Source organism: Actinomadura keratinilytica, from assembly GCF_039539665.1.
In the GTDB taxonomy this organism is placed as follows: Bacteria; Actinomycetota; Actinomycetes; order Streptosporangiales; family Streptosporangiaceae; genus Spirillospora; species Spirillospora keratinilytica.
Map to the genome: position 1 here is coordinate 14,589 of NZ_BAABDO010000073.1, position 20,546 is coordinate 35,134.

Below are 20,546 nucleotides of genomic sequence, written 5' to 3' on the forward strand. Positions count from 1 at the left end.
CCCATGGCGAAACCCACACACCCGACACACCCCCAAACCCCTCCACGCCAAACCCCGCCCACCCCACCGCCCACTACGATGACCCCGTGGTGTGGCGTCCTCCCGGCCCCCAAGGCCCCCCGCCCGGACAACCGGGCTGGCCGAGCCCCCTCGGCCAACCGACATGGCCCAGCGCCCCGGGCCAACACCCCTGGCCCTCCCGGCGCCCCCACACCATCCCCGCCTACGCCGCCACCCCCCCGGCGTCCCCACCAGAACCACCCCTCCCCGACGACGCCGACCCCTTCACGCGCGCCGAACACGAAACACGCCTCATCGTCCGCAGCCCCTGGTGGCCCACCGCCACCCCCCTCCAACGCCAGCAAGCCCTCATCCCCCAACTCCTCTCCCTCCCCGACCACGGCTGGTGGCTCCACGGCGCCTGGGCCCGCTGGTACCGCTGGCACCCCGCCGACAGCCGCTGGTTCCTCAGCCCACCCCCCGCCGGGCGCGACCGCACCACCGCACTCCCCCTCCAACCCGGCTACGCCCCGCCCCTCATCCCCGCCGAAATCCTCCCCACCGGGCCCGACTACGCCCACGACTACGGACCACCCCGCGCCATCGCCGGCACCCCCCTGTCCGGCGCCATCCTCTACCGCCTGCGCTCCGTCATGTCCGAAGCCGCCCAGGCACCCCCCACCGACTACCCGCTCGGCTGGAACTTCTTCCTCCACGGCACACCCAGCACCATCGCCGCCACCTGGAGCACCACCCTCTGGTGCGCCTCCGTCCCCGCCTTCGACCCCCAGGTCCACCACGACCTGCTCGACCTGTGGAACCCCCACCTCGCCCAGCCCTACGGCGACCAAGGCCGCCTCCGCTGGCTCGCCCCACCACCCCTGCACACCATCATCGGCCTCTACGCCGAACGCCTCCGCGCCGGCCGCCCCCACGCCGCCGCCCAACTCATCCGCTGCATGGTCATGACCGCCCAGGCCCTCCGCGACGACCCCCGCTTCCGCCTGCGCGCCACCGCCCTGCTCGCCATGATCGAACCCCTCCAGGCCAACCCCGCCCTCGACCACAGCGCACTCCCCTACGGCGACCAAGCCGTCGAACGCGCCTGGCGCACCCGCTGCCCCGCCCCGCTCGCCGCCACCCTCTTCGCCGACTCCGCCCCCGGCGAACGCTTCCAACTCGCCTTCTACGACCTCGCCACCGCCCTCCACCGCCTGTGCGGCGACCCGGCCGACCCCGCCTTCATCGAACCCCGCCACGCCGCCACCGCCCTCCTCGCCGCCGACATGGCCGCCTACCGCCCCGACCTCGCCACCCCCGTCTCCCGCTGGCTCGACCCCGAACTGCGCACACTCCTCACCGACATCGTCCAGCAGGACACCCACCCCCTGCGCGACCTCTGGCCCACCGACGACACCCCGTCACCACGGCTCACCCCAACCGCCCCCGACACCGCCATCGCCGTCCTCAGCGCCTCCGCCGCCGTCGGATTCGCCTGGTCCCGCCTCGCCGGAGGCATCCCCATCCCACCCCGCGGCTTCACCGTCCCCAACGCCTACATCGCCCACCTGGACACCCTCGCCGCCGCCCCCACCGTCACCGACCTCCCCATCGACGACACCACCGAGCCCGAGAACGACGACACGCCCGCCGCTCCCCCCGCCGACGCACCCGAACAGAACGGCTGCGCGATCACCGACCCCGACCAGGTCATCGACCCGCACCCCACCCCCGACCCCTGACCTCCAATCGCCGCCCACACCCGCCGAACCCTGGACCGCGGCTCCCCCGCCACACCTGACACGGCAGCAAGGCGCACCCGACGACGCCAAAGCCACCACACCGGTCCCACCCCCCGGGACCGAACATGACGGACGCCAGGAACCCGGCGGCAGGAGATCTCGGGCGGAGCAAGGCCCGGTCGGACAACTCCTAGGGCAACCGGTGGATCCCGGTGCATCCGCGGCGTGCGGTGACCAGGGGGAACCCGGTCCGGTAGCGGCAAGCGAGCTCGGCGCGGCGGGCGGCTGACATCGCACGTCATCTGAGTCGGCCGACACGCGTTCGACCACGCTGCGGCGCCAGCGGGGTGGCCGCATCGAGACGGGCGGGCACCCCGCTGATCGGCGCGTCGGCAGATGGCAGCGGCGATGCCCAAGCCCGCAACAGGCGGCGGACACCCCGGCCGCCGCCCACCCCACACTCGAGATCGACCACAGCGAAAGCTCAAGATCCACCGGACACGACCTGACGGGCAGCCGCTCGGCAGCCAGGCGCGCAGGCGTCGGCTCGGTTCCCTCGCGCCCAGCCACATCAGCACAGGCGACAGCCGAGACGCCGAGAGCACCGGGCCGAGTCCATGACGGCACCTCGGGCCGCGGCCAAGCCACCACACCGGTTGCGCCCGCCGAAGACCGGGCGTAAAGGACGCCAGGAACCCGGCGACTGGAAAGCCACGGCAAAACCGCGGACCCGGCCAACCGTCAGCGGGCTACCGCTCAACAGCAAGGCACACACGTCAGCCCGCTTCACCGGTGCCCGGCCGCACCAGCGCAGGCGACAGCGGATACAACGGAGCACGCAGCTGAGGTCCCCCCCGACAACGCCTCGGGCTATGACAAAGCCGCCGCACCGGTCCCGCCCGGCGAGCCCGAGGCCCCCTGCAACGGCCCGGAGACCGGGCAGCCGACTTCCGGCTGACTACTGCTCGCTGGCTACGTGCGCGCATCGGCTTGGTTCGCTGGGGCCCGGCCACACCGGCGCAGGCGGCAGCAGAGACAACAAGGCACGCGGCGAAGATGCATCCCCGACAACGCCCCCAGGCCACAGCGAAGCCGCCTCAGCGGTTCCGCCCGGCAGGCCAGGGCGAGTCAGGGCCGAGGAACCCTGCGACGGCTCGGCGCTGGCCGGATGACTCCCCCACAATCCGCCGCCCGCTGACCAGGTGAGCGCATCAGCCTCATTCGGTGGCGCCCGGCAGCACCGGCCAGGCGGCAGACGGGACCACGGGACGCGCGTAAGGCACATCCCCGGCGGCGCCTCGGACTGCGGCGAAGCCGCCGCAGCAGCCCTGCCCGACAGGCCCGGGCCTGGCGCGCGTACGAAACCCGGCGGCGGCTGCGGAGACGGGGCAGGGCAGCGGGCTGGCCGGATGACCCCCGGCAGGCTGCCGCTCGGTGGCCAGGTGAGCGCGTGTCAGAATGGCGCGTGCGGTCTGGCGGCGGCTTGGGCGCGTCCTACAGGTGGTCGGCTGCTGAGGTGCCGTCCCTTACGGTGTTCTTCGTCCGGTCTTCCGGTCAGACCGCCGGGACACCTCCGTCAGCACTCCAGGACGCGACCAGGTCCTCGGCCCACCGCAGGCATTCGATCTCCTCCTCGATGGCGGCCGCGTCCCTGCGGTACGCCCCGTCCCGCTCCCTGTACGGGCCCCAGCCGTCCATCGGGACCGTCCGGGGGTCGACGTCCGGCTCGGTGAACGACAGCCGCGTGGCGCCGTCCTCACCGTCCGGCACCTCCCGGACCAGGCGGCGCTGCACGTAATCGGCCGCCCGGCGAAGGGAGATCGGGTCATCGCCCAGCTGGCCCATGCCGGTGTTGCAGCCGGTGCACAGCATGCCGCGCACGTCACCGGTGACGTGATCGTGGTCGACGTGCTCGGCGGGCTTGTCGCAGCAGATCGCGCACAGCCCTTTTTGGAGGTGGAGCAGGGTCTCGGCGTCGTCGTGGTCGATGCCGTACTTCTGGCGCAGGTGGTAGTGCCGCGTCGACCCCTCCGCCATCGGGCGCGGCTTCGCCCGGCGCCTGAGCTCGTTGAGCACGTGCCGGTTGGCACGGTTGATCACCTTGGTGCCCAGCTCGATCAACATGCTCCGCGCGTGCGGGCCGGTGAGCTCCAGATACAGGGCGGCATCGCGCATCAGCTGCGGGTCGTCCTCGAACTGGCCGATGCCGCCGTTGCACTTGAAGCACAGCAGGTGGCGGACGAGCCCGGTCATGTGGTCGTGATCGACATGCCTGGCCGCGTTCTGGAGGCAGATGACGCAGATGCCGCCCTGCCGCGTCTTCATCTGCTCCACCTGCTCCTCGGTGAGACCGTAGCGGAGCTTGAGCAGATAGCCGCGCTGACTGCCGTGATTCCGACGCTTGATCTCGGACATCGCGGCGTTGTGGCAGGGCTTGCAGTAGGCGGCCAGCCCTGACTTCTCCGCCCGGTTCCGTCCGAACCCTTCGACAGGCTTGGTCTCCTTGCAGCGGGGACAGTACTTCATACCCTCGGGCACGGCCGAGTGCCTGCGGTACGGCCTGGCCTGTTTGCCCAGCCGGGCCTGCGCACCACGGTAGGACTTGGCATTGCGCAGACCGAAGCACTCTTTGCAGTACAAGGCGAGCCCATCAGGAGAGGCTTTGCGCTTCCAGAACTCCGAGACAGGCTTCTCCTGTCCGCAGTCCCGGCATTTCTTGGTCGACATGGGCCCGACCCTATAACCCACCCCTGCCCCATGTCAGCGCTTTTCAATTGGTGACCAAGAAATGCTGATTACCCCCACTATTTCTTATGTCCGATTTAGACTACTGTCCGCCCTTTTGCACGTAGCTGCGAACAAATTCCTCTGCGTTCTCTTCGAGAACTTCGTCGATTTCGTCCAGAATTGCATCGACGTCGTCGTCGAGCTTTTCCTTTCGCTCCTGCAGTTCTTCGGTGCTCGTCGCCTGGGTCTCCTCGACCTCTTCGGTGCGGCGCGTGGTCTGCTTCTGACCGCCGGTGTCCTTCGTGGGCATCCCGTTCCTCCTCTGCCGGTCGCCCCCAGCCTATCCCCGATCTTGGTCGGTGAGCGGATCATGTCGAGCCGTTTCACCGCCCCGGGTCGGCCGGGGGCCTGGTGGGGTTATCGCCCGTCCATCGCCCAGCGAAACGGTCATAACGGTCACAAACCAGCAGCGCCCCCATGTGGCGCTTTACCACATGGGGGCGCTTGTCAGCCCCGATGAAAGGTCCGGTCAGCCCTCGCCGGTCAGGGTGGCGACCAGGTCGCCCGCGGTGCGGCAGCGGTCCAGCAGGGCGCCCACGTGCTGGCGGGTGCCGCGCAGGGGCTCCAGGGTGGGGACGCGCTGCAGGGACTCGCGGCCGGGGACGTCGAAGATGACCGAGTCCCAGGAGGCGGCGGCCACCGAGTCGGCGTACTGGCGCAGGCAGCGGCCGCGGAAGTAGGCGCGGGTGTCCTCGGGCGGGTGCTCGATGGCGTGCCGGACCTCGTCCTCGGAGACGACGCGTTCGATGCGGCCGCGGGCGACCAGGCGGTTGTAGAGGCCCTTGTCGGGGCGGATGTCGGTGTACTGCAGGTCGACCAGCTGCAGCCGCGGATGGGACCAGTCGAGGCCGTCGCGGCTGCGGTAGCCCTCCAGCAGTTCGAGCTTGGCGACCCAGTCGAGCTCGCGGGACAGCTGCATGGGGTCGTCGCCGAGGCGGTGCAGGACCGACTCCCAGCGGTCCAGGACGTCCTTGGTCATCTCGTCGACGTCGGCGCCGTAGCGGTCCTCGACGTATTTGCGGGACTGCTCGAGGTATTCCATCTGCAGCTGGACGGCGGTCATCTTGCGGCCGTCGCGCAGGGTGAGCAGGTGCTTGCAGGACGGGTCGTGGGAGACGGCGCGCAGGGCGGCGACGGGCATGTCGACGGAGAGGTCGACGGTGAGGAAGCCGTCCTCGATCATGGCGAGGACGAGGGAGGTGGTGCCGAGTTTGAGGTAGGTGGAGACCTCGCTCATGTTGGCGTCGCCGATGATGACGTGCAGGCGCCGGTATTTCTCGGGGTCGGCGTGGGGTTCGTCGCGGGTGTTGATGATGGGGCGTTTGAGGGTGGTCTCCAGGCCGACCTCGACTTCGAAGAAGTCGGCGCGCTGGCTGATCTGGAAGCCGTCGCCGCGGCCGTCGACGCCGATGCCGACGCGGCCGGCGCCGGTGATGACCTGGCGGGAGACGAAGAAGGGGGTGAGGTGGCGGACGATGTCGGCGAAGGGGGTCTCCCTTCGCATGAGGTAGTTCTCGTGGCAGCCGTAGGAGGCGCCCTTGTTGTCGGTGTTGTTCTTGTAGAGCTGGATGGGGTGGGTGCCGGGGATCATGGCGGCGCGTCGGGCGGCGTCGGCCATGACGCGTTCCCCGGCTTTATCCCAGATGACGGCGTCGCGGGGGTTGGTGCATTCGGGGGCGGAGTATTCGGGGTGGGCGTGGTCGACGTAGAGGCGGGCGCCGTTGGTGAGGATGACGTTGGCGAGGCCGAGGTCCTCGTCGGTGAGCTGGCTGGGATCGGCGACCTCGCGGGCGAGGTCGAATCCGCGGGCGTCGCGGAGGGGGTTCTCTTCTTCGAAGTCCCAGCGTGCCCTTCGGGCGCGTGCGGCCGAGGCCGCGAGGTAGGCGTTGACGACCTGGGAGGAGGTCACCATCGCGTTGGCCCCTGGCTGGCCGGGTACGGAGATGCCGTACTCGGTCTCGATGCCCATCACCCGCCGAACACTCATATCGTCGAGCCTATAGGGGCGGAGGGGGTGGGGCCATGGGGCTCCTCCTCATCGCGCCGTGGTGTCGGGTCGGTCGGTGTGTCGCCGCTGGTTTCGGCGGTGGTTTCGGCGGTGGTGCGGGGGTGGTCCGGCTTTTCGGGTGCGCTGGGGGTGGTGTTGTTCGTGCGGCTGGTTTTGCGGAGGCCGCGGTCGATGCGGCGGAGGCGGGTGAAGGATTCGCGCAGGCGGGGCTTGAGCCAGGCGGCGGCGGGGCGTTCGACGAAGCGGTGGATGAGGTAGGCGGCGGCCAGGACGGCGGCGACGATGATGGCGGTGGCGGGCCAGCGGGGGATGTCGGGGTAGATGGCGTGGCCGATGAGGGGGCCGAGTTCGTAGTGGATGAGGTAGGTGGGGTAGGTGAGGGCGCCGAGGGTGGCGAAGAAGCGCCAGCGGAGGCGGCGGAGGGCGCCGATGGCGACGAGGGCCATGACGGCGTAGGTGGCGGTGACGATGACGGGGGCGGCGGGCCAGGCGTCGGCGGGGGCGATGTGGTAGGGCTTGCCGGTCGCGGCGGGGACGGCGTGGCGGATGGAGACGGCCCAGGAGAAGGCGGCGATGCCCCACAGGAGGAGGTTGGAGCCGAAGCGGTGGATGAGGTAGAAGGCCATCCCGGCGACGAAGTAGGGGGCGTAGCTGGGGATGAGGAGGTTCTTGAGGGTCTCGTTGCCGGTTTCGTCGGCGAAGATGGCCAGCACGCTCCAGGTGGCCATGAAGGCGAGGCAGTTGCGGTAGGTGGTGCCCGCGACGACCAGCAGGGCGATGAGGGCGTAGAAGTGCATCTCGACCCAGAGGGTCCAGAAGACGCCGCTGACGTCGGTGACGCCCATGCCGCGCTGGAACATGGTGAGGTTGGGGATGAGGTCTTCGGGGCGTCCCCTGCCCAGGCCGGTGGTGAGGTAGATGGCGCCGATGAGGGCGACGCTGAACCAGTAGGCGGGGTAGAGGCGGGTGATGCGGGAGACGGCGAAGTCGGCGAGGCCGCGTCCCCACACGCTCATGAGGATGACGAAGCCGCTGATGAGGAAGAACAGTTCGACGCCGAGGTAGCCGAACTGGGTGATCTTCGAGACCGGGGTGAACAGGTCGCGGGCGGTTTCGTCCTTGAAGGCGCCTCCGTTGCCGCCGGTGTAGTGGTAGAGGACCACGGCCATGGCGGCGAGGAAGCGGAGCAGGTCGACCTCGTGGAGGCGGATGTGACCTGCGGGACGGCTGCTGGTGTGGGTCTGGGCGGGAGACATCGGCGTTGAGCTTAAGGGACAGGCTCGAAGTGTTGGTGTGGTTCTCCGTATTTCGTGTGGTGGGGTGCGGCGTTGGCGGTCATGGTGGGCGGTACGGGTGCGGGGGTGTGTTCGGCCGGGTGGCGGGGAGGGGTGGCCGTTTCTTGCCGTGGGTCTTGCCGTGGGCGGGGGGTGCCTCGGTGAGGGGGTGGAGATGTGGCGCGGCGGCCACCCTCTGGTGAGGGTGGCCGCCGCGTCGGGTCGTCGTGGTCGGTTGCGGGTGGTCGGTTGTGGTGTGGCCGTGGGGCCGGGCGGGTGCCCGGCGGTGTTACAGGTACTGGCCGGTGTTGGCGACGGTGTCGATGGACCGGCCGGCTTCGGCGCCCTGCTTGCCGGAGACGAGGGTGCGGATGTAGACGATCCGTTCGCCCTTCTTGCCGGAGATGCGGGCCCAGTCGTCGGGGTTGGTGGTGTTGGGCAGGTCTTCGTTCTCGCTGAACTCGTCGACGCAGGCGGCGAGGAGGTGGCTGACGCGCAGTCCCTTCTGGCCGGTGTCGAGGTACTGCTTGATGGCCATCTTCTTGGCGCGGTCGACGATGTTCTGGATCATGGCGCCGGAGTTGAAGTCCTTGAAGTAGAGGACTTCCTTGTCGCCGTTGGCGTAGGTGACCTCGAGGAAGCGGTTCTCCTCGGTTTCGGCGTACATGCGTTCGACGACGCGCTGGATCATGGCGTCGACGGTGGCCTCGGGGCTGCCGCCGTGTTCGGCGAGGTCGTCGGGGTGCAGCGGCAGTTCGGGGCGGATGTACTTGGAGAAGATGTCCTTGGCGGCTTCGGCGTCGGGCCGTTCGATCTTGATTTTGACGTCGAGGCGGCCGGGCCGCAGGATCGCCGGGTCGATCATGTCCTCGCGGTTGGAGGCGCCGATGACGATGACGTTCTCCAGGCCTTCGACGCCGTCGATCTCGCTGAGCAGCTGCGGGACGATGGTGTTCTCGACGTCGGAGGAGACGCCGGAGCCGCGGGTGCGGAAGATGGAGTCCATCTCGTCGAAGAAGACGATGACGGGGGTGCCGGCGGAGGCCTTCTCGCGGGCCCGCTGGAAGACCAGGCGGATGTGGCGTTCGGTCTCGCCGACGTATTTGTTGAGCAGCTCGGGGCCCTTGATGTTGAGGAAGAAGCTCTTGCCCTCCTGGCCGGTCTTCTCGGCGACCTGCTTGGCCAGGGAGTTGGCGACGGCCTTGGCGATGAGGGTCTTGCCGCAGCCGGGCGGGCCGTAGAGCAGCACGCCTTTGGGCGGGCGCAGGTGGTGTTCGCGGAACAGGTCGGCGTGCAGGTAGGGCAGTTCGATGGCGTCGCGGATCATCTCGATCTGGGAGGCGAGCCCGCCGATCTCCTCGTAGGAGATGTCGGGGACCTCTTCCAGGACGAGTTCTTCGACCTCGGCCTTGTGGATCTTTTCGTAGGCGTAGCCGGAGCGCGGTTCGAGCATGAGGGAGTCGCCGGCGCGCAGCGGGACGCCGCGGAGCGGCTCGGCGAGCTTGACGACGCGTTCCTCGTCGGCGTGGGCGATGACCAGGGCGCGTTCGCCGTCGTCGAAGAGCTCTTTGAGCATGACGACCTCGCCCTGGTCTTCGAAGTCGAGGGCCTCGACGACGTTGAGGGCCTCGTTGAGCATGACCTCTTGGCCGCGCTGCAGTTTCTCGACGTCCACGGCGGGGCTGACGTTGACGCGCAGTTTGCGTCCGCCGGTGAAGATGTCGACCGTTCCATCGTCGCGGGCGCCGAGGAAGACGCCGAACCCCGAGGGCGGCTGCGCGAGCCTGTCGACCTCCTCTTTGAGCGCCACGATCTGCTCGCGGGCCTCCTTGAGGGTGGCGACGAGTCGTTCGTTCTGCCCCGTCACGGCGGCCAGGTTGGCCTGTGCCTCATGGAGTCGTTCTTCAAGAACCCGAACTTGGCGCGGGGATTCCGCGAGCTTGCGGCGCAGCACGGAGATCTCCTCCTCCAGGAAGGACACCTGCGTCTGGAGGTCCCTGACCTCCTTGTCGTGCTGCGCCCTGCGCGCCCCAGCATCGTCTCGAGCGGCCACGCCCCGTCACCTCCTCACGAAGAGAGCCGACGACCTACTGAGACCCTACCTATCTGGCGGGCTTCCGTAACCTGCCCTTTCGGTACTCGTGTCGTGCCCGCCGCGGTGCGGCGGTTCGGGGTGGACGGGTGGCCGGGGTCTGGGGATGCCGTTGTTTGCGGGATTACGCAGGGGAAACGCCGGGCGCGGGGGTGGGATTCCCGGGTGTCGGGGTGTGGGGGGCGGTTCTGGGGGGTCGGGGTGGGCTGTGTGAATTGTTTGTTGCGTGCATGCCCGCAGCTGGTGGGGTGTTGCCGTGGGGTGGTGGCGGTGGTGCGGGGGCCGGTGGTGGCGGCCGGGGTGTGATCTAGGTTTCAGGGGTGGTTTCGGCGGTGCGGGCGGCGGTTTCGCCGGCGGCGGGCGTGTCGGGGGCGGGGGCGGGGTGGGCGCCTTTGGCGGGGCGGCGGCGGCGCGGCGGCGGGGTGACGCCTTCGGCGAGGCGGCGGGCGGTGACGAGGAATCCGGTGTGTCCGACCATGCGGTGGTCGGGGCGGACGGCCAGGCCGTCGATGTGCCAGGACCGCAGCAGGGTTTCGAAGGCGTAGGGCTCGGCGAAGGAGCCGTGGGCGCGCAGGTCTTCCACCACGCGGGACATCTGGGTGGTGGTGGCGATGTAGGCGCAGACCAGGCCGCCGGGGATGAGGGCTTTGGCGACGGCGTCGAGGCATTCCCAGGGGGCGAGCATGTCGAGGACGACGCGGTCGACCCCGGTTTCGGTGAGGGCGTCCTCGAGGGAGCCGACGGTGAGGCGCCAGGCGGGGTGGGGGCCGCCGAAGAAGCGTTCGACGTTGGCGCGGGCGATGTCGGCGAAGTCGGGGCGGCGTTCGTAGGAGGAGACCAGGCCGTGTTCGCCGACGGCGCGCAGCAGGAAGCAGGTGAGGGCGCCGGAGCCGGCGCCGGCCTCGACGACGCGGGCGCCGGGGAAGATGTCGGCCATGGCGACGATCTGGGCGGCGTCCTTGGGGTAGACGACGGCGGCGCCGCGGGGCATGCGCAGGGCGTAGTCGGCGAGGAGGGGGCGGAAGGCGAGGTATTCGGTGCCGCCGGTGCTGCGGAAGACGGTGCCTTCGGGGCTGCCGATGATGTCGTCGTGGGCGATGGCGCCTTTGTGGGAGTGGTAGTGCTTGCCGGGTTGGAGGGTGATGGTGTTGACGCGGCCTTTGGGGTCGGTGAGCTGAACCTGGTCGCCGGGGCGGAAGGGTCCGTGGGGGACGCGGCCGGTGGCCGGGCCGTTGTGGCCGTCTGCGCCGTTGGGCGTGGGTTCGCTCATGGTGGTCAGGTTATCGGTGTGCGGGGGCCGTTCAGGCCATGTGCGGCGGGGCGGGCGGGGGTCGGGGGTGTCGTCAGATTCCGGCGAAGGCGCGGTCGACGTCGGCGGTGACGAGGACGCCGTAGACGCGTCCGTCGTCTTCCAGGAGCAGGTATTCGGTGGCGGGGGCGCGGCGGAGGGCGGCGATGAGGTCTTCGCCGGTGAGGTCGGCGGGGAGGGTGAGGTCGGGTTCCAGGCCGCGGGACAGGTCGCCGATGGAGATCCAGGGGCGGCGTTGCTCGGGGGTGGCCTGGACGGCCTGTTCGTTGACCAGGCCGCGGGGGCGGCCGTCGCCGTCGACGACGATGAGGGCGCCGGCGTGGTCGTGGTGGGCGCGGCGGACGGCTTCGGAGACGGGGGTCTCGGCGGTGACGAGGGTGGCGCGGCGGGCCAGGCGGCGGGCGTCGAGGAGGGGGATGCGTTCGCGGACGCGTTCGGCGCGGATGGCCTGGCCGGCGCCGACCCAGATGAAGGAGGCGATGAGGGCCGACCAGAGCAGGCCGAGCCAGCCGAAGGCGGCGCCGCCGGTGCCGTCGATGCGGTAGGTGGCGAGGAACGCGCCGGCGAGCAGGCAGGCGACGGCGACGGCGCGGCCGACCCAGCCGGCGACGAGGGCGCCGTTGCGGGGGTGGCCGGTGGCCTTCCAGACGGCGGCGCGGACGAGGCGGCCGCCGTCGAGGGGGAGGCCGGGCAGCAGGTTGAACAGGCCGACGAGCAGGTTGGCGAAGGTGAGGGCGTCGGTGAGCAGGAGGCCGACGGGCGGCAGGGGCAGCAGCAGGTGCGCCAGGATGCCGAGTCCGGCGAGGACGAGGTTGACGAGGGGGCCGGCGAAGGCGATGAGGAATTCGCGGCCGGGGGTGGGGGCTTCGCGTTCGATGGAGGTTTCGCCGCCGAGGATGTGCAGGGTGACGTGGCGGACGGGCAGGCCGAGGCGCAGGGCGGTGACGGCGTGGCTGAGTTCGTGGACGAAGACCGAGCCGTAGAGGAGGACGGCGTAGGTGAAGGCGACGGCGAAGCTGGCGGGGCGGGCGACGACGGCGTTGACCTGGCCCTCGAACATGATGGTGACGACGACGGCGACGAGGAACCAGCTGGGCGAGACGAAGACGGGGACGCCGAAGAGGCGTCCGATGTAGAGGCCGGGGCCGGGGTCGCGGTGGCCGCCGCCTGGGCCTGGGGTGCCGCCGGTGCCGGTTTCTCCCTCGGTCTGGGGTGCGCTGTCTGCCACGTCATCGATGCTACGGCCCTGGCGGTGCCGGGGGTGTGGCGGGCGGCGGGGTCGGTGGGGGGCGGTGGGTGCGGGATTTCGTCGGGGGTGTCCCCTACGCTGCTGGGCTATGACGACCGCCGAGGCCGATCGCCCAGCCAGCTCGCAGTCTTCCGGGGTTCCGCCGGCGCCGCGGCGCGCGCCGGATCGGCAGTCCGGCCGGGAGTCCGGTCGGGAGGCGGGCGGTGGCGCGGCGGACGTGGCGGTGGTGGGGTCGCTGTCGCCGTCGCGGGCGGGTGACTTCATGACGTGTCCGCTGCTGTACCGGTTCCGGGTGATCGATCGGATTCCGGAGCGGCCGAGTCCGGCGCAGGTGCGGGGGACGCTGGTGCACGCGGTGCTGGAGCGGTTGTTCGATCTGCCGACCGAGGCGCGTACGGTGCAGGCCGCGGTGGACATGCTGGTGCCGCAGTGGGAGCGGCTGGTGGCCGAGGAGCCGGAGCTGGCGGAGTTGTTCCGTGCCGCGCCGGACGGCGACGGCGCCGGTGATTCGTCCGGTGGCACGGCCGGTGGTGCGGCCGGTGGCACGGCCGGCGGTGCGGCGGGTGAGAGCGAGGCGGACTGGCTGGAGCAGGCGCGCCGCATGGTCGAGCGGTATTTCACGCTGGAGGATCCGCGGCGGTTGGAGCCGGCCGAGCGCGAGGTGTTCGTGGAGACGGTGCTGGAGTCGGGGCTGCGGCTGCGCGGGTTCATCGACCGGGTGGACGTGGCGCCGTCGGGTGATGTGCGCATCGTCGACTACAAGACCGGTACGGCGCCGCGTGCGGACTTCGAGGCGCGGGCGTTGTTCCAGATGAAGTTCTACGCGCTGGTGCTGTGGCGGCTGCGGGGGCGGGTGCCGCGGCTGCTGCAGCTGATGTATCTGGGCAACGGTGAGATTCTGCGGTACGCGCCGGACGAGGCGGATCTGCGGGCGACGCAGCGCAAGGTGGAGGCGTTGTGGCAGGCGATCCGGCGGGCGATGGACACCGGTGAGTGGCGGCACCGGCCGAGCCGGCTGTGCGACTGGTGCGACCACAAGGTGCGCTGCCCGGAGTTCGGGGGTACTCCCCCGCCGCTTCCGGTGGTGCCGGTGGATCGTCCGTCCCCTGCGGATCTGGAGTCGTCGCTGCGCGAGCACGGCGATCTGTGACGGCGGGGCCTGCCCGGCGGGTGCGGTGCGGCGGTGTGCCGTGTGGCGTGTACCGCGTGCGGTGGGTGAGGCGGGCGGTTCCTCCTTGGGGAGGACGGCGAATCCGCGTCCAGGATGGCTCGGCGGCGGGTGCGGCCTCCTAGGGTGATAATCGTGTCACCCCGCATCCGTGGAGTTCGCCGCTGCCGTGCCTGGTTGCAGGCGCGTCCGCGGGCGGCCGACGCGCTGCTGGCGGTCGTTCTGCTGGCGGTGGGGCTGCCGCAGTTGTACATGGAGCGGCTGCCGCCGGAGCTGAGCGGCGCGTTCGTCCGGCCGGACGCGTTGCAGCTGGTGCTGGTCGGGGCGGCGGCGATGGCGTTGACGTTCCGGCGGACGCATCCGCTGACGACGCTGTGCTTCCTGTCGGGGGTGCAGGTGTGGCTGGCGGCGGGCGACTACCGGCCGAGCGTGCCGGACGCGGTGGCGTTCCTGGTCGGCGTGTACAGCGTGGCGGCGCATCGGGCGCTGGCCCGCAGCTGCCTGGGCGGGCTGCTGGCGCTGGCGGTGCACAACTGGGTGATGGTCGGCTACCCGTTCGATCTGGGGTTGCTGTTCTTCCTGTCGGACAATGCGCTGCTGGTCGGGGTGTGGGTGCTGGGCCGCAATCTGCGGGTGCGGCGGGCGTACTACGCCGAGTTGGAGGACCGGGCGGCGCGGTTGGAGCGGGTGCGCGGCAACGATGCGCGGGCGGCGCGGGTGGAGGAGCGGTCGCGGATCGCGCGGGAGCTGCATGACGTGGTGGCGCACCACGTGAGCGTGATGACGGTGCAGGCGGGTGCGGCGCGGCGGATTCTGGATCGCGATCCGGGCAGTGCGCGGGAGGCGATGACCACGATCGAGGAGGTGGGGCGCACCGCGTTGAGCGAGATGCGGCGGATCGTGGGGGTGCTGCGGACCGAGCGGGACGGCGAGCAGGAGGGCCGGGAGCTGGTGCCGCAGCCGGGTCTGGGTGATCTGGGGGAGCTGCTGGACAAGGTGCGGGAGACGGGCCTGTCGGTGCAGCTGTGGATCGAGGGTGAGGCGCGGACGTTGTCGCCGGGGGTGGATGTGGCGGCGTTCCGGCTGATCCAGGAGGCGTTGACCAATACCCTCAAGCATGCGGGGCCGCAGGCGCGGGCGTGGGTGCGGTTGTACTACACCGACGAGGATCTGACGGTGGAGATCGAGGACGACGGGCGCGGCACTGCGACGATCATGGCGGACAACCGGGACGAGCCGGGTCATGGTCTGGTGGGGATGTACGAGCGGGTGGCGTTGTTCGGCGGTGAGCTGCGGATCGGGCCGCGGGTGGGGGGCGGTTTCGGGGTGCGGGCCCGGTTTCCGTTGAAGGCGTAGATTGGTCGGCGGTCGATGGTGTTCGGTCGCCGGTCGGTCGGTGATCGGTCGCCGGTCGGTCGGTGATCGGTCGGCGGTGTGGCGGGGACGGCGTCCCCCCGTGCCGCCCCCATGTCGCCCCCGGGCGGCCGTGGGCGGCCGTGTGGTCGCGGCCGTGCGGTCGGGGCCGGGGACGGTGCAGGGGCTCGGCGGCGAGGGCGCCGGGCGGTGAGTCGAGGAGCAGGTGGATGAGCGTGAGCCGGCACGCGGGACGCAGGGTCGGGGCGAGGTCATGAGCGCGGTGCGGGTGCTGCTGGTGGACGACCAGCCGCTGCTGCGGACGGGGTTCCGGCTGATCCTGGAGGCGGAGTCCGATATCGCGGTGGTGGGCGAGGCGGGGGACGGCGCCGCGGCGGTGGAGCTGACCCGGTCGCTGCTGCCGGACGTGGTGCTGATGGACATCCGCATGCCGGGGACGAACGGGATCGAGGCGACCCGGCGGATCGTGCGCGACGGGGCGGCCTCGCACGATCCGAGGGTGCTGATCCTGACGACGTTCGACCTGGACGAGTATGTGATCGAGGCGGTGCGGGCGGGGGCCAGCGGGTTCCTGCTGAAGGATTCGCCGCCGGAGGATCTGGTGCAGGCGATCCGGATCGTGGCGGCGGGGGACGCGATCGTGGCGCCGAGCGTGACGCGGCGGCTGCTGGACAAGTTCGCCACGCGGCTGCCGTCGGTGCAGGAGTCGGCGCCGCCGCCGGGGCTGGACACGCTGACCGACCGGGAGCGCGAGGTGCTGACGCATGTGGCGCGGGGGCTGTCGAATGCGGAGATCGCCGCGGAGCTGGTGGTCAGTGAGACCACGGTGAAGACGCATGTGGGGAACGTGCTGGCGAAGCTGGGTCTGCGGGACCGGGTGCAGGCGGTGGTGTACGCCTATGAGACGGGGTTGAGCCGTCCCGGGCAGAACTGACCGCGCCGCCCGTAGGGCCGTCACCGGGCCCGTGTGGGGGCGGCCGCGGGGGTCTTGGTGCAGGTCGGCGTGGTCGTCCCCGAGGGCGTCCCTGAGGGACGCCCTGATGCGGGCCCTGAGGCCCCCCTCCCCTGTGGCGAAGGTGTCCTACTCCGGTAGGACGAGCCGGGGGTGGGGTCCTCCTGCCGAGGAGGGAGCCCCGATTCCCTGCCCGAGTGTCATCTTCCAGGCGTTTGCGGCATCTACTGTTCTAGTGGCGGCGATCGACGGGGGAGCTCGACGCCGCCGCCGAGACGGCCCGGCTCGGTGTCCGCCGCGCCGTCTCCTCGCCGTCTCCTTCGATTCCGCGTTCCATCTTCAGACAGGGGAGTTCACGTGACGAACACCGCCCCATCGACCGCCGACGCGTTCGACGCGCCCGGGGCGGGCGACTTCGCCGCGCGCGCAGAGCAGATCGCCAAGGTCTACGGGTCCGGTGACGCCAAGGTCATCGCGCTGGACGCGGTGACCGTCGGCATCCCGCGCGGCCGGTTCACCGCGATCATGGGGCCGTCGGGGTCGGGCAAGTCCACCCTGATGCACTGCATGGCGGGCCTGGACTCGGTGGATTCCGGGCAGGTCTTCATCGGTGACGTCGAGCTGACCCGGCTGCGCGACAAGCAGCTGACCCGGCTGCGGCGCGACAAGGTCGGGTTCATCTTCCAGGCGTTCAACCTGGTGCCGACGCTGACCGCGCTGGAGAACATCACCCTGCCGATGGACATCGCCGGGCGCCGCCCCGACCGCGAGTGGCTGGACCGGGTGATCGACACCGTGGGGCTGCGGCAGCGGCTCAAGCACCGGCCCAACCAGCTGTCGGGCGGGCAGCAGCAGCGGGTGGCGTGCGCCCGCGCGCTGGCGTCCCGACCGGAGATCATCTTCGCGGACGAGCCGACCGGGAACCTGGACTCGCGGTCCGGGGCGGAGGTGCTGTCGTTCCTGCGCGACTCGGTGACCTCGATGGGCCAGACGATCGTGATGGTCACCCATGACCCGTCCGCCGCCGCCTACGCCGACCAGGTGCTGTTCCTGCAGGACGGGCGGATCGTCGACACCATGACCGAGCCGACCGCCGAGCGGGTGCTGGAGCGGATGAAGGGCTTCGACCTGCCGGGAGTGGCCGCGCGATGATGCTCCGGGTCACGTTGCGCAACCTGGCGGCGCACAAGATCCGCCTGGTGCTCACCGCGGTCGCGGTGATCCTCGGTGTGGCGTTCGTGTCGGGCACGCTGATCTTCACCGACACGATGAACAAGCAGTTCGACGACCTGTTCGACAGCATCGGCAGGAACGTCGCCGTGGACGTGCGGGCCAAGAAGGCCGTCGACGATCCGATGGACGACGGGACGCAGGCGCTGCCGGTGCCGGCGTCGCTGGTGGAGACGCTGCGCAAGGTGGACGGCGTCAAGGACGTCACCGGCAACGTCACCGGGTACGCCGCCGTCGTCGGCCGCGACGGCAAGATCGTCGGGGCGGAGAGCGAGGGGCCGCCGCAGCTGGGCGTCAACTGGGTGCCCGGCGGCGACTACGAGCTGACCTCCGGGCGGGCGCCCCGCGGCTCGGGCGAGTTCGTGCTGGACGCCGACACCGCCGACAAGGCGGGGCTGCGCGTCGGCGACACCGTCAAGATCGCCACGCAGGGGCCGCCGCAGCGGATGCGGCTGGTCGGGGTGTTCGACGCCGGCGGCATGATGGGCGCCACCATCACCGCGTTCGACACGCCCACCGCGCAGCGGCTGCTGGGCCGTCCCGGCTATTTCAGCGACATCCAGCTGAGCTCGGCCGGGCCGAGCGAGACCGAGCTGCGGGACCGGGTCGCGCGGGTGCTGCCCGCCGGGTACGAGGCGATCACCGGCACCCAGCTGCGGGAGGACGCCAAGAGCGACGTCGCGGCGTTCATGGGGTTCTTCCGCACGTTCCTGCTGGTGTTCGCGCTGATCTCGATCTTCGTCGGGGCGTTCATCATCTTCAACACCTTCTCCATGCTGGTCGCCCAGCGCACCCGGGAGCTGGCGCTGCTGCGTGCGATCGGCGCGGCCCGCCCGCAGATCACCCGCGCGGTGGTGGGTGAGGCCGTCGCGGTCGGCGCGGTCGGGTCGACGCTGGGCCTGGCCGCGGGCGCGGGCCTGGCGGCGCTGCTGAACGCCCAGTTCATGGGTGAGGACCGCGGCGGGCTGGTGTTCACCGCCACCCCGGTGATCTGGTCGTATGCGGTGGGGATCCTGGTGACGGTGGTGTCGGCGTACTTCCCGGCGCGGCGCGCCGCGAAGGTGCCGCCGGTGGCGGCGATGCGCGACGACGTGGCGCTGCCGCAGCGGTCGCTGCGGGTGCGGGTGGCGCTGGGGTCGCTGCTGACCGCGGCGGGCGCGGCGCTGATCGGGCTGGGCCTGGCCGGCGGCGGCGGCAGGCCGGTGATCCCGGTGGGGGTCGGGGCGCTGCTGGTGTTCCTCGGCGTCGCGATGCTCGCCCCGGTGATCAGCGTGCCGGTGGTGCGGGTGCTGGGCGCGCCGTTCGCGCGGCTGATGGGCGCGCCGGGGCGGCTGGCGCGGCAGAACGCGCTGCGCAACCCGCGGCGGACCGCCGCCACCGCCGCCGCCCTCATGATCGGCCTGGCGTTGATCACGGCGGTGAACGTGCTGGGGGCGTCGATGCGGACGTCGGTGGACGCGCAGATCGACCGGCAGTTCGCCGCCGACCTGGTGGTGGCACCGACCGGTGCGGGCGGCATGGGCACCGAGGTCGCCGGGAAGGTCGCCGCGGCGCCCGGCGTGACGGCCGCCACCGCGTACTACCTGGGGCAGGCCAAGTTCGACGGCAAGCGGGCCTACTACGTGGCGGGCGACGTCGCGGCGCTGGCGCGGGGCTCCAACCTGAAGGTGGTGTCCGGTGGGACGGCGCTGGGCCGCGACGGGATGCTGGTCGACGAGGACACCGCCGACGGCAACAAGTGGACGGTCGGCAGCGTCGTGCCGGTGCAGTTCCCCGACGGCAAGGTCGAGCGGCTGCGGGTCGTCGGCGTGTACGCCGAGAACGCCCTGCTCGGGGCGCGGGTGGTGGCGCAGCAGGCGTACCTGGCGCACACTCCCCGGCCGCGGGTGCAGGGCGTCGTCGTCGAGGCGGCGGACGGCGGCGCGGCCGTCAAGCAGGCGGTGGAGCGCGCGCTGGCCGACTACCCCAACGTCAAGGTGCAGGACCGCACCGCGCTGAAGGACCAGGCCGCCGAGCAGGTCGACGGGTTCGTGACGTTCCTGACCATCCTGCTGGTCATGTCGGTGATCATCGCGGCGGTCGGGGTGGTGAACACGCTGGCGCTGTCGGTGATCGAACGCACCCGGGAGATCGGGCTGCTGCGGGCCATCGGCACCGACCGGCGGCAGCTGCGCCGCATGATCCGGCTGGAGTCGATCGTGATCGCGGTGTTCGGGGCGGTGCTCGGCATCGCCATCGGCGTGGTGTTCGGCGCCGCGCTGCAGCAGGCCCTGGAGAGCCAGGGGCTGACCGAGCTGAGCATTCCGGCCGGGACCCTGGCGGTCTACCTGGTGGTGGCCGCGGTGATCGGGGTGGTGGCGGCGGTGTGGCCGGCGTGGCGCGCCGGGCGCATGGACGTGCTGAAGGCCATCTCCACCGAGTGACCCTCGCCGGTCGAGCGGGGCGGGCGTCCCGTGCGGCTGCGGCCGCGCGGGGCGCCCTTCGCCTTTTCCGGCGTCTTCTCCGGTGCCGTGTCGGGCGTCATGTCCGGTGTCATGTGCGGCGCGGGCTGAGGGCGGCGTGCACGGCGTCGCCCAGCACGGTGAACGCGATCGTGGCGGCCAGCAGCAGCCCGGCCGGCACCAGCAGGAACCACCACGCCGTCTGGTAGTAGTCCTGCGCCTCGGCCAGCATCCCGCCCCAGCTGGGCGTGGACGGGTCGGCGCCCGCGCCCAGGAACGTCAGCGTGGACTCCAGCACGATCGCCTGCGGCACCTGCAGCGCCGCCAGCGCCGTCACCGGCGCCGCCAGGTTCGGCGCCACCTCCACCGTCATGATCCACAGCGGGCCGGCGCCCAGGGCCCGCGCCGCCTGCACGTACTCCTGTTCGCGGATCGCCAGCACCTGCCCCCGCACCACCCGCGCCATCGCCGCCGCGGAGAACACGGCGATCACGCACACCGTCGTGGCCAGTCCCCCGCCGAACGTGGTCGCCACCACGATCGCGACCAGCAGGTACGGGAAGGACAGGACGATGTCGGCGAGGCGGCCCAGCAGCGCGTCGGCGGCGCCGCCCAGCAGGCCCGCCGCCGTGCCGGCCGCCGTGCCCAGCAGCGTCGCCAGCGCCGTCGCGGCCACCCCGACCAGCAGCGACACGCGCGCGCCGTAGACGGCGCGGACGAGCACGTCGCGGCCGAGGGCGTCGGCGCCGAGCCAGAACTCCCCCGACGGCGGCACCGGCCGCCCCGAGGCGTCCAGGCCGGTCGCCGGGTAGCCGCGGCCGGCGGCGTGGCCGGTCCAGTGCTCCAGCAGCGGCGCGGCGGCGGCGAACGCCACCAGCAGCGCCAGCGCGGCCAGCGCGGCCGCCGCGGCGCGGTCGCGG

The 20,546-nt window shown here is 71.4% G+C and carries 14 protein-coding genes; 6 read left to right on the forward strand and 8 right to left on the reverse strand.

What is annotated here, in order from left to right; translation table 11 throughout:
• The first annotated feature begins 86 nt into the window (after positions 1-86).
• Positions 87-1,742 (forward strand): hypothetical protein, encoded by a 1,656-nt coding sequence (locus ABD879_RS21335; protein WP_345023280.1) that lies wholly within the window; start codon positions 87-89, stop codon positions 1,740-1,742.
• A 1,554-nt stretch (positions 1,743-3,296) separates the two neighbouring features.
• On the opposite strand, the gene ABD879_RS21340 is transcribed toward ABD879_RS21335, so the two are convergent.
• The 7 genes from ABD879_RS21340 to ABD879_RS21370 form a co-directional block, all read right to left on the reverse strand.
• Positions 3,297-4,469, reverse strand: a complete 1,173-nt coding sequence (locus ABD879_RS21340) for an endonuclease VII domain-containing protein (RefSeq protein ID WP_345023281.1) — start codon at positions 4,467-4,469, stop codon at positions 3,297-3,299.
• 100 nt (positions 4,470-4,569) lie between these two features.
• The gene (locus ABD879_RS21345) at positions 4,570-4,779 is read right to left on the reverse strand and encodes a ubiquitin-like protein Pup (RefSeq protein ID WP_345023282.1); all 210 of its coding nucleotides are present in this window, start codon (positions 4,777-4,779) and stop codon (positions 4,570-4,572) included.
• Positions 4,780-4,998: 219 nt separating this feature from the next.
• On the reverse strand, positions 4,999-6,516 hold the full coding sequence (dop, locus tag ABD879_RS21350; protein WP_345023283.1) for a depupylase/deamidase Dop: 1,518 nt from the start codon (positions 6,514-6,516) through the stop codon (positions 4,999-5,001).
• Positions 6,513-7,793, reverse strand: a complete 1,281-nt coding sequence (locus ABD879_RS21355; protein WP_345023284.1) for an acyltransferase family protein — start codon at positions 7,791-7,793, stop codon at positions 6,513-6,515. Before ABD879_RS21355 ends, dop begins: the two co-directional genes overlap by 4 nt.
• Positions 7,794-8,100: 307 nt before the next feature.
• The gene (arc, locus tag ABD879_RS21360; RefSeq protein WP_345023285.1) at positions 8,101-9,864 is read right to left on the reverse strand and encodes a proteasome ATPase; all 1,764 of its coding nucleotides are present in this window, start codon (positions 9,862-9,864) and stop codon (positions 8,101-8,103) included.
• A 346-nt stretch (positions 9,865-10,210) separates the two neighbouring features.
• A complete protein-coding gene (locus tag ABD879_RS21365; protein WP_345023286.1) occupies positions 10,211-11,173 on the reverse strand; it encodes a tRNA (adenine-N1)-methyltransferase in 963 nt (320 codons plus the stop codon).
• A 73-nt stretch (positions 11,174-11,246) separates the two neighbouring features.
• Positions 11,247-12,440 (reverse strand): site-2 protease family protein, encoded by a 1,194-nt coding sequence (locus ABD879_RS21370; RefSeq protein ID WP_345023287.1) that lies wholly within the window; start codon positions 12,438-12,440, stop codon positions 11,247-11,249.
• Between the two features lie 283 nt (positions 12,441-12,723).
• Between ABD879_RS21370 and ABD879_RS21375 the strand changes: the two genes are divergently transcribed.
• The 5 genes from ABD879_RS21375 (at position 12,724) to ABD879_RS21395 (ending at position 19,608) form a co-directional block, all read left to right on the forward strand.
• Positions 12,724-13,611: a RecB family exonuclease gene (locus ABD879_RS21375; RefSeq protein WP_378272744.1), complete on the forward strand. Its 888-nt coding sequence runs from the start codon at positions 12,724-12,726 to the stop codon at positions 13,609-13,611.
• A 195-nt stretch (positions 13,612-13,806) separates the two neighbouring features.
• Positions 13,807-14,985, forward strand: coding sequence for a sensor histidine kinase (locus tag ABD879_RS21380; RefSeq protein WP_345023289.1), 1,179 nt, complete (start codon positions 13,807-13,809; stop codon positions 14,983-14,985).
• Positions 14,986-15,256: 271 nt separating this feature from the next.
• Positions 15,257-15,937 carry a response regulator gene (locus ABD879_RS21385; protein ID WP_345023290.1) on the forward strand — a complete coding sequence of 227 codons (681 nt, stop codon included), beginning with the start codon at positions 15,257-15,259 and terminating at the stop codon, positions 15,935-15,937.
• 375 nt (positions 15,938-16,312) lie between these two features.
• The gene (locus ABD879_RS21390; protein WP_345023291.1) at positions 16,313-17,107 is read left to right on the forward strand and encodes an ABC transporter ATP-binding protein; all 795 of its coding nucleotides are present in this window, start codon (positions 16,313-16,315) and stop codon (positions 17,105-17,107) included.
• Positions 17,104-19,608 (forward strand): ABC transporter permease, encoded by a 2,505-nt coding sequence (locus ABD879_RS21395; RefSeq protein WP_345023292.1) that lies wholly within the window; start codon positions 17,104-17,106, stop codon positions 19,606-19,608. Before ABD879_RS21390 ends, ABD879_RS21395 begins: the two co-directional genes overlap by 4 nt.
• 109 nt (positions 19,609-19,717) lie before the next feature.
• Here the strand turns inward: ABD879_RS21395 and ABD879_RS21400 are convergent.
• Positions 19,718-20,546, reverse strand: an 829-nt coding sequence (locus ABD879_RS21400; RefSeq protein WP_345023293.1) for an ABC transporter permease, incomplete at its 5' end; no start/stop codon positions are given.

Coding starts and splice junctions, on each gene's coding strand:
- ABD879_RS21340 (WP_345023281.1), bottom strand. CDS start 4,469: ATGTCGACCAAGAAATGCCGGGACTGCGGACAGGAGAAGCCTGTCTCG.
- ABD879_RS21345 (WP_345023282.1), bottom strand. CDS start 4,779: ATGCCCACGAAGGACACCGGCGGTCAGAAGCAGACCACGCGCCGCACC.
- dop (WP_345023283.1), bottom strand. CDS start 6,516: ATGAGTGTTCGGCGGGTGATGGGCATCGAGACCGAGTACGGCATCTCC.
- ABD879_RS21355 (WP_345023284.1), bottom strand. CDS start 7,793: ATGTCTCCCGCCCAGACCCACACCAGCAGCCGTCCCGCAGGTCACATC.
- ABD879_RS21365 (WP_345023286.1), bottom strand. CDS start 11,173: ATGAGCGAACCCACGCCCAACGGCGCAGACGGCCACAACGGCCCGGCC.
- ABD879_RS21375 (WP_378272744.1), top strand. CDS start 12,724: ATGACGTGTCCGCTGCTGTACCGGTTCCGGGTGATCGATCGGATTCCG.
- ABD879_RS21385 (WP_345023290.1), top strand. CDS start 15,257: ATGAGCGCGGTGCGGGTGCTGCTGGTGGACGACCAGCCGCTGCTGCGG.
- ABD879_RS21395 (WP_345023292.1), top strand. CDS start 17,104: ATGATGCTCCGGGTCACGTTGCGCAACCTGGCGGCGCACAAGATCCGC.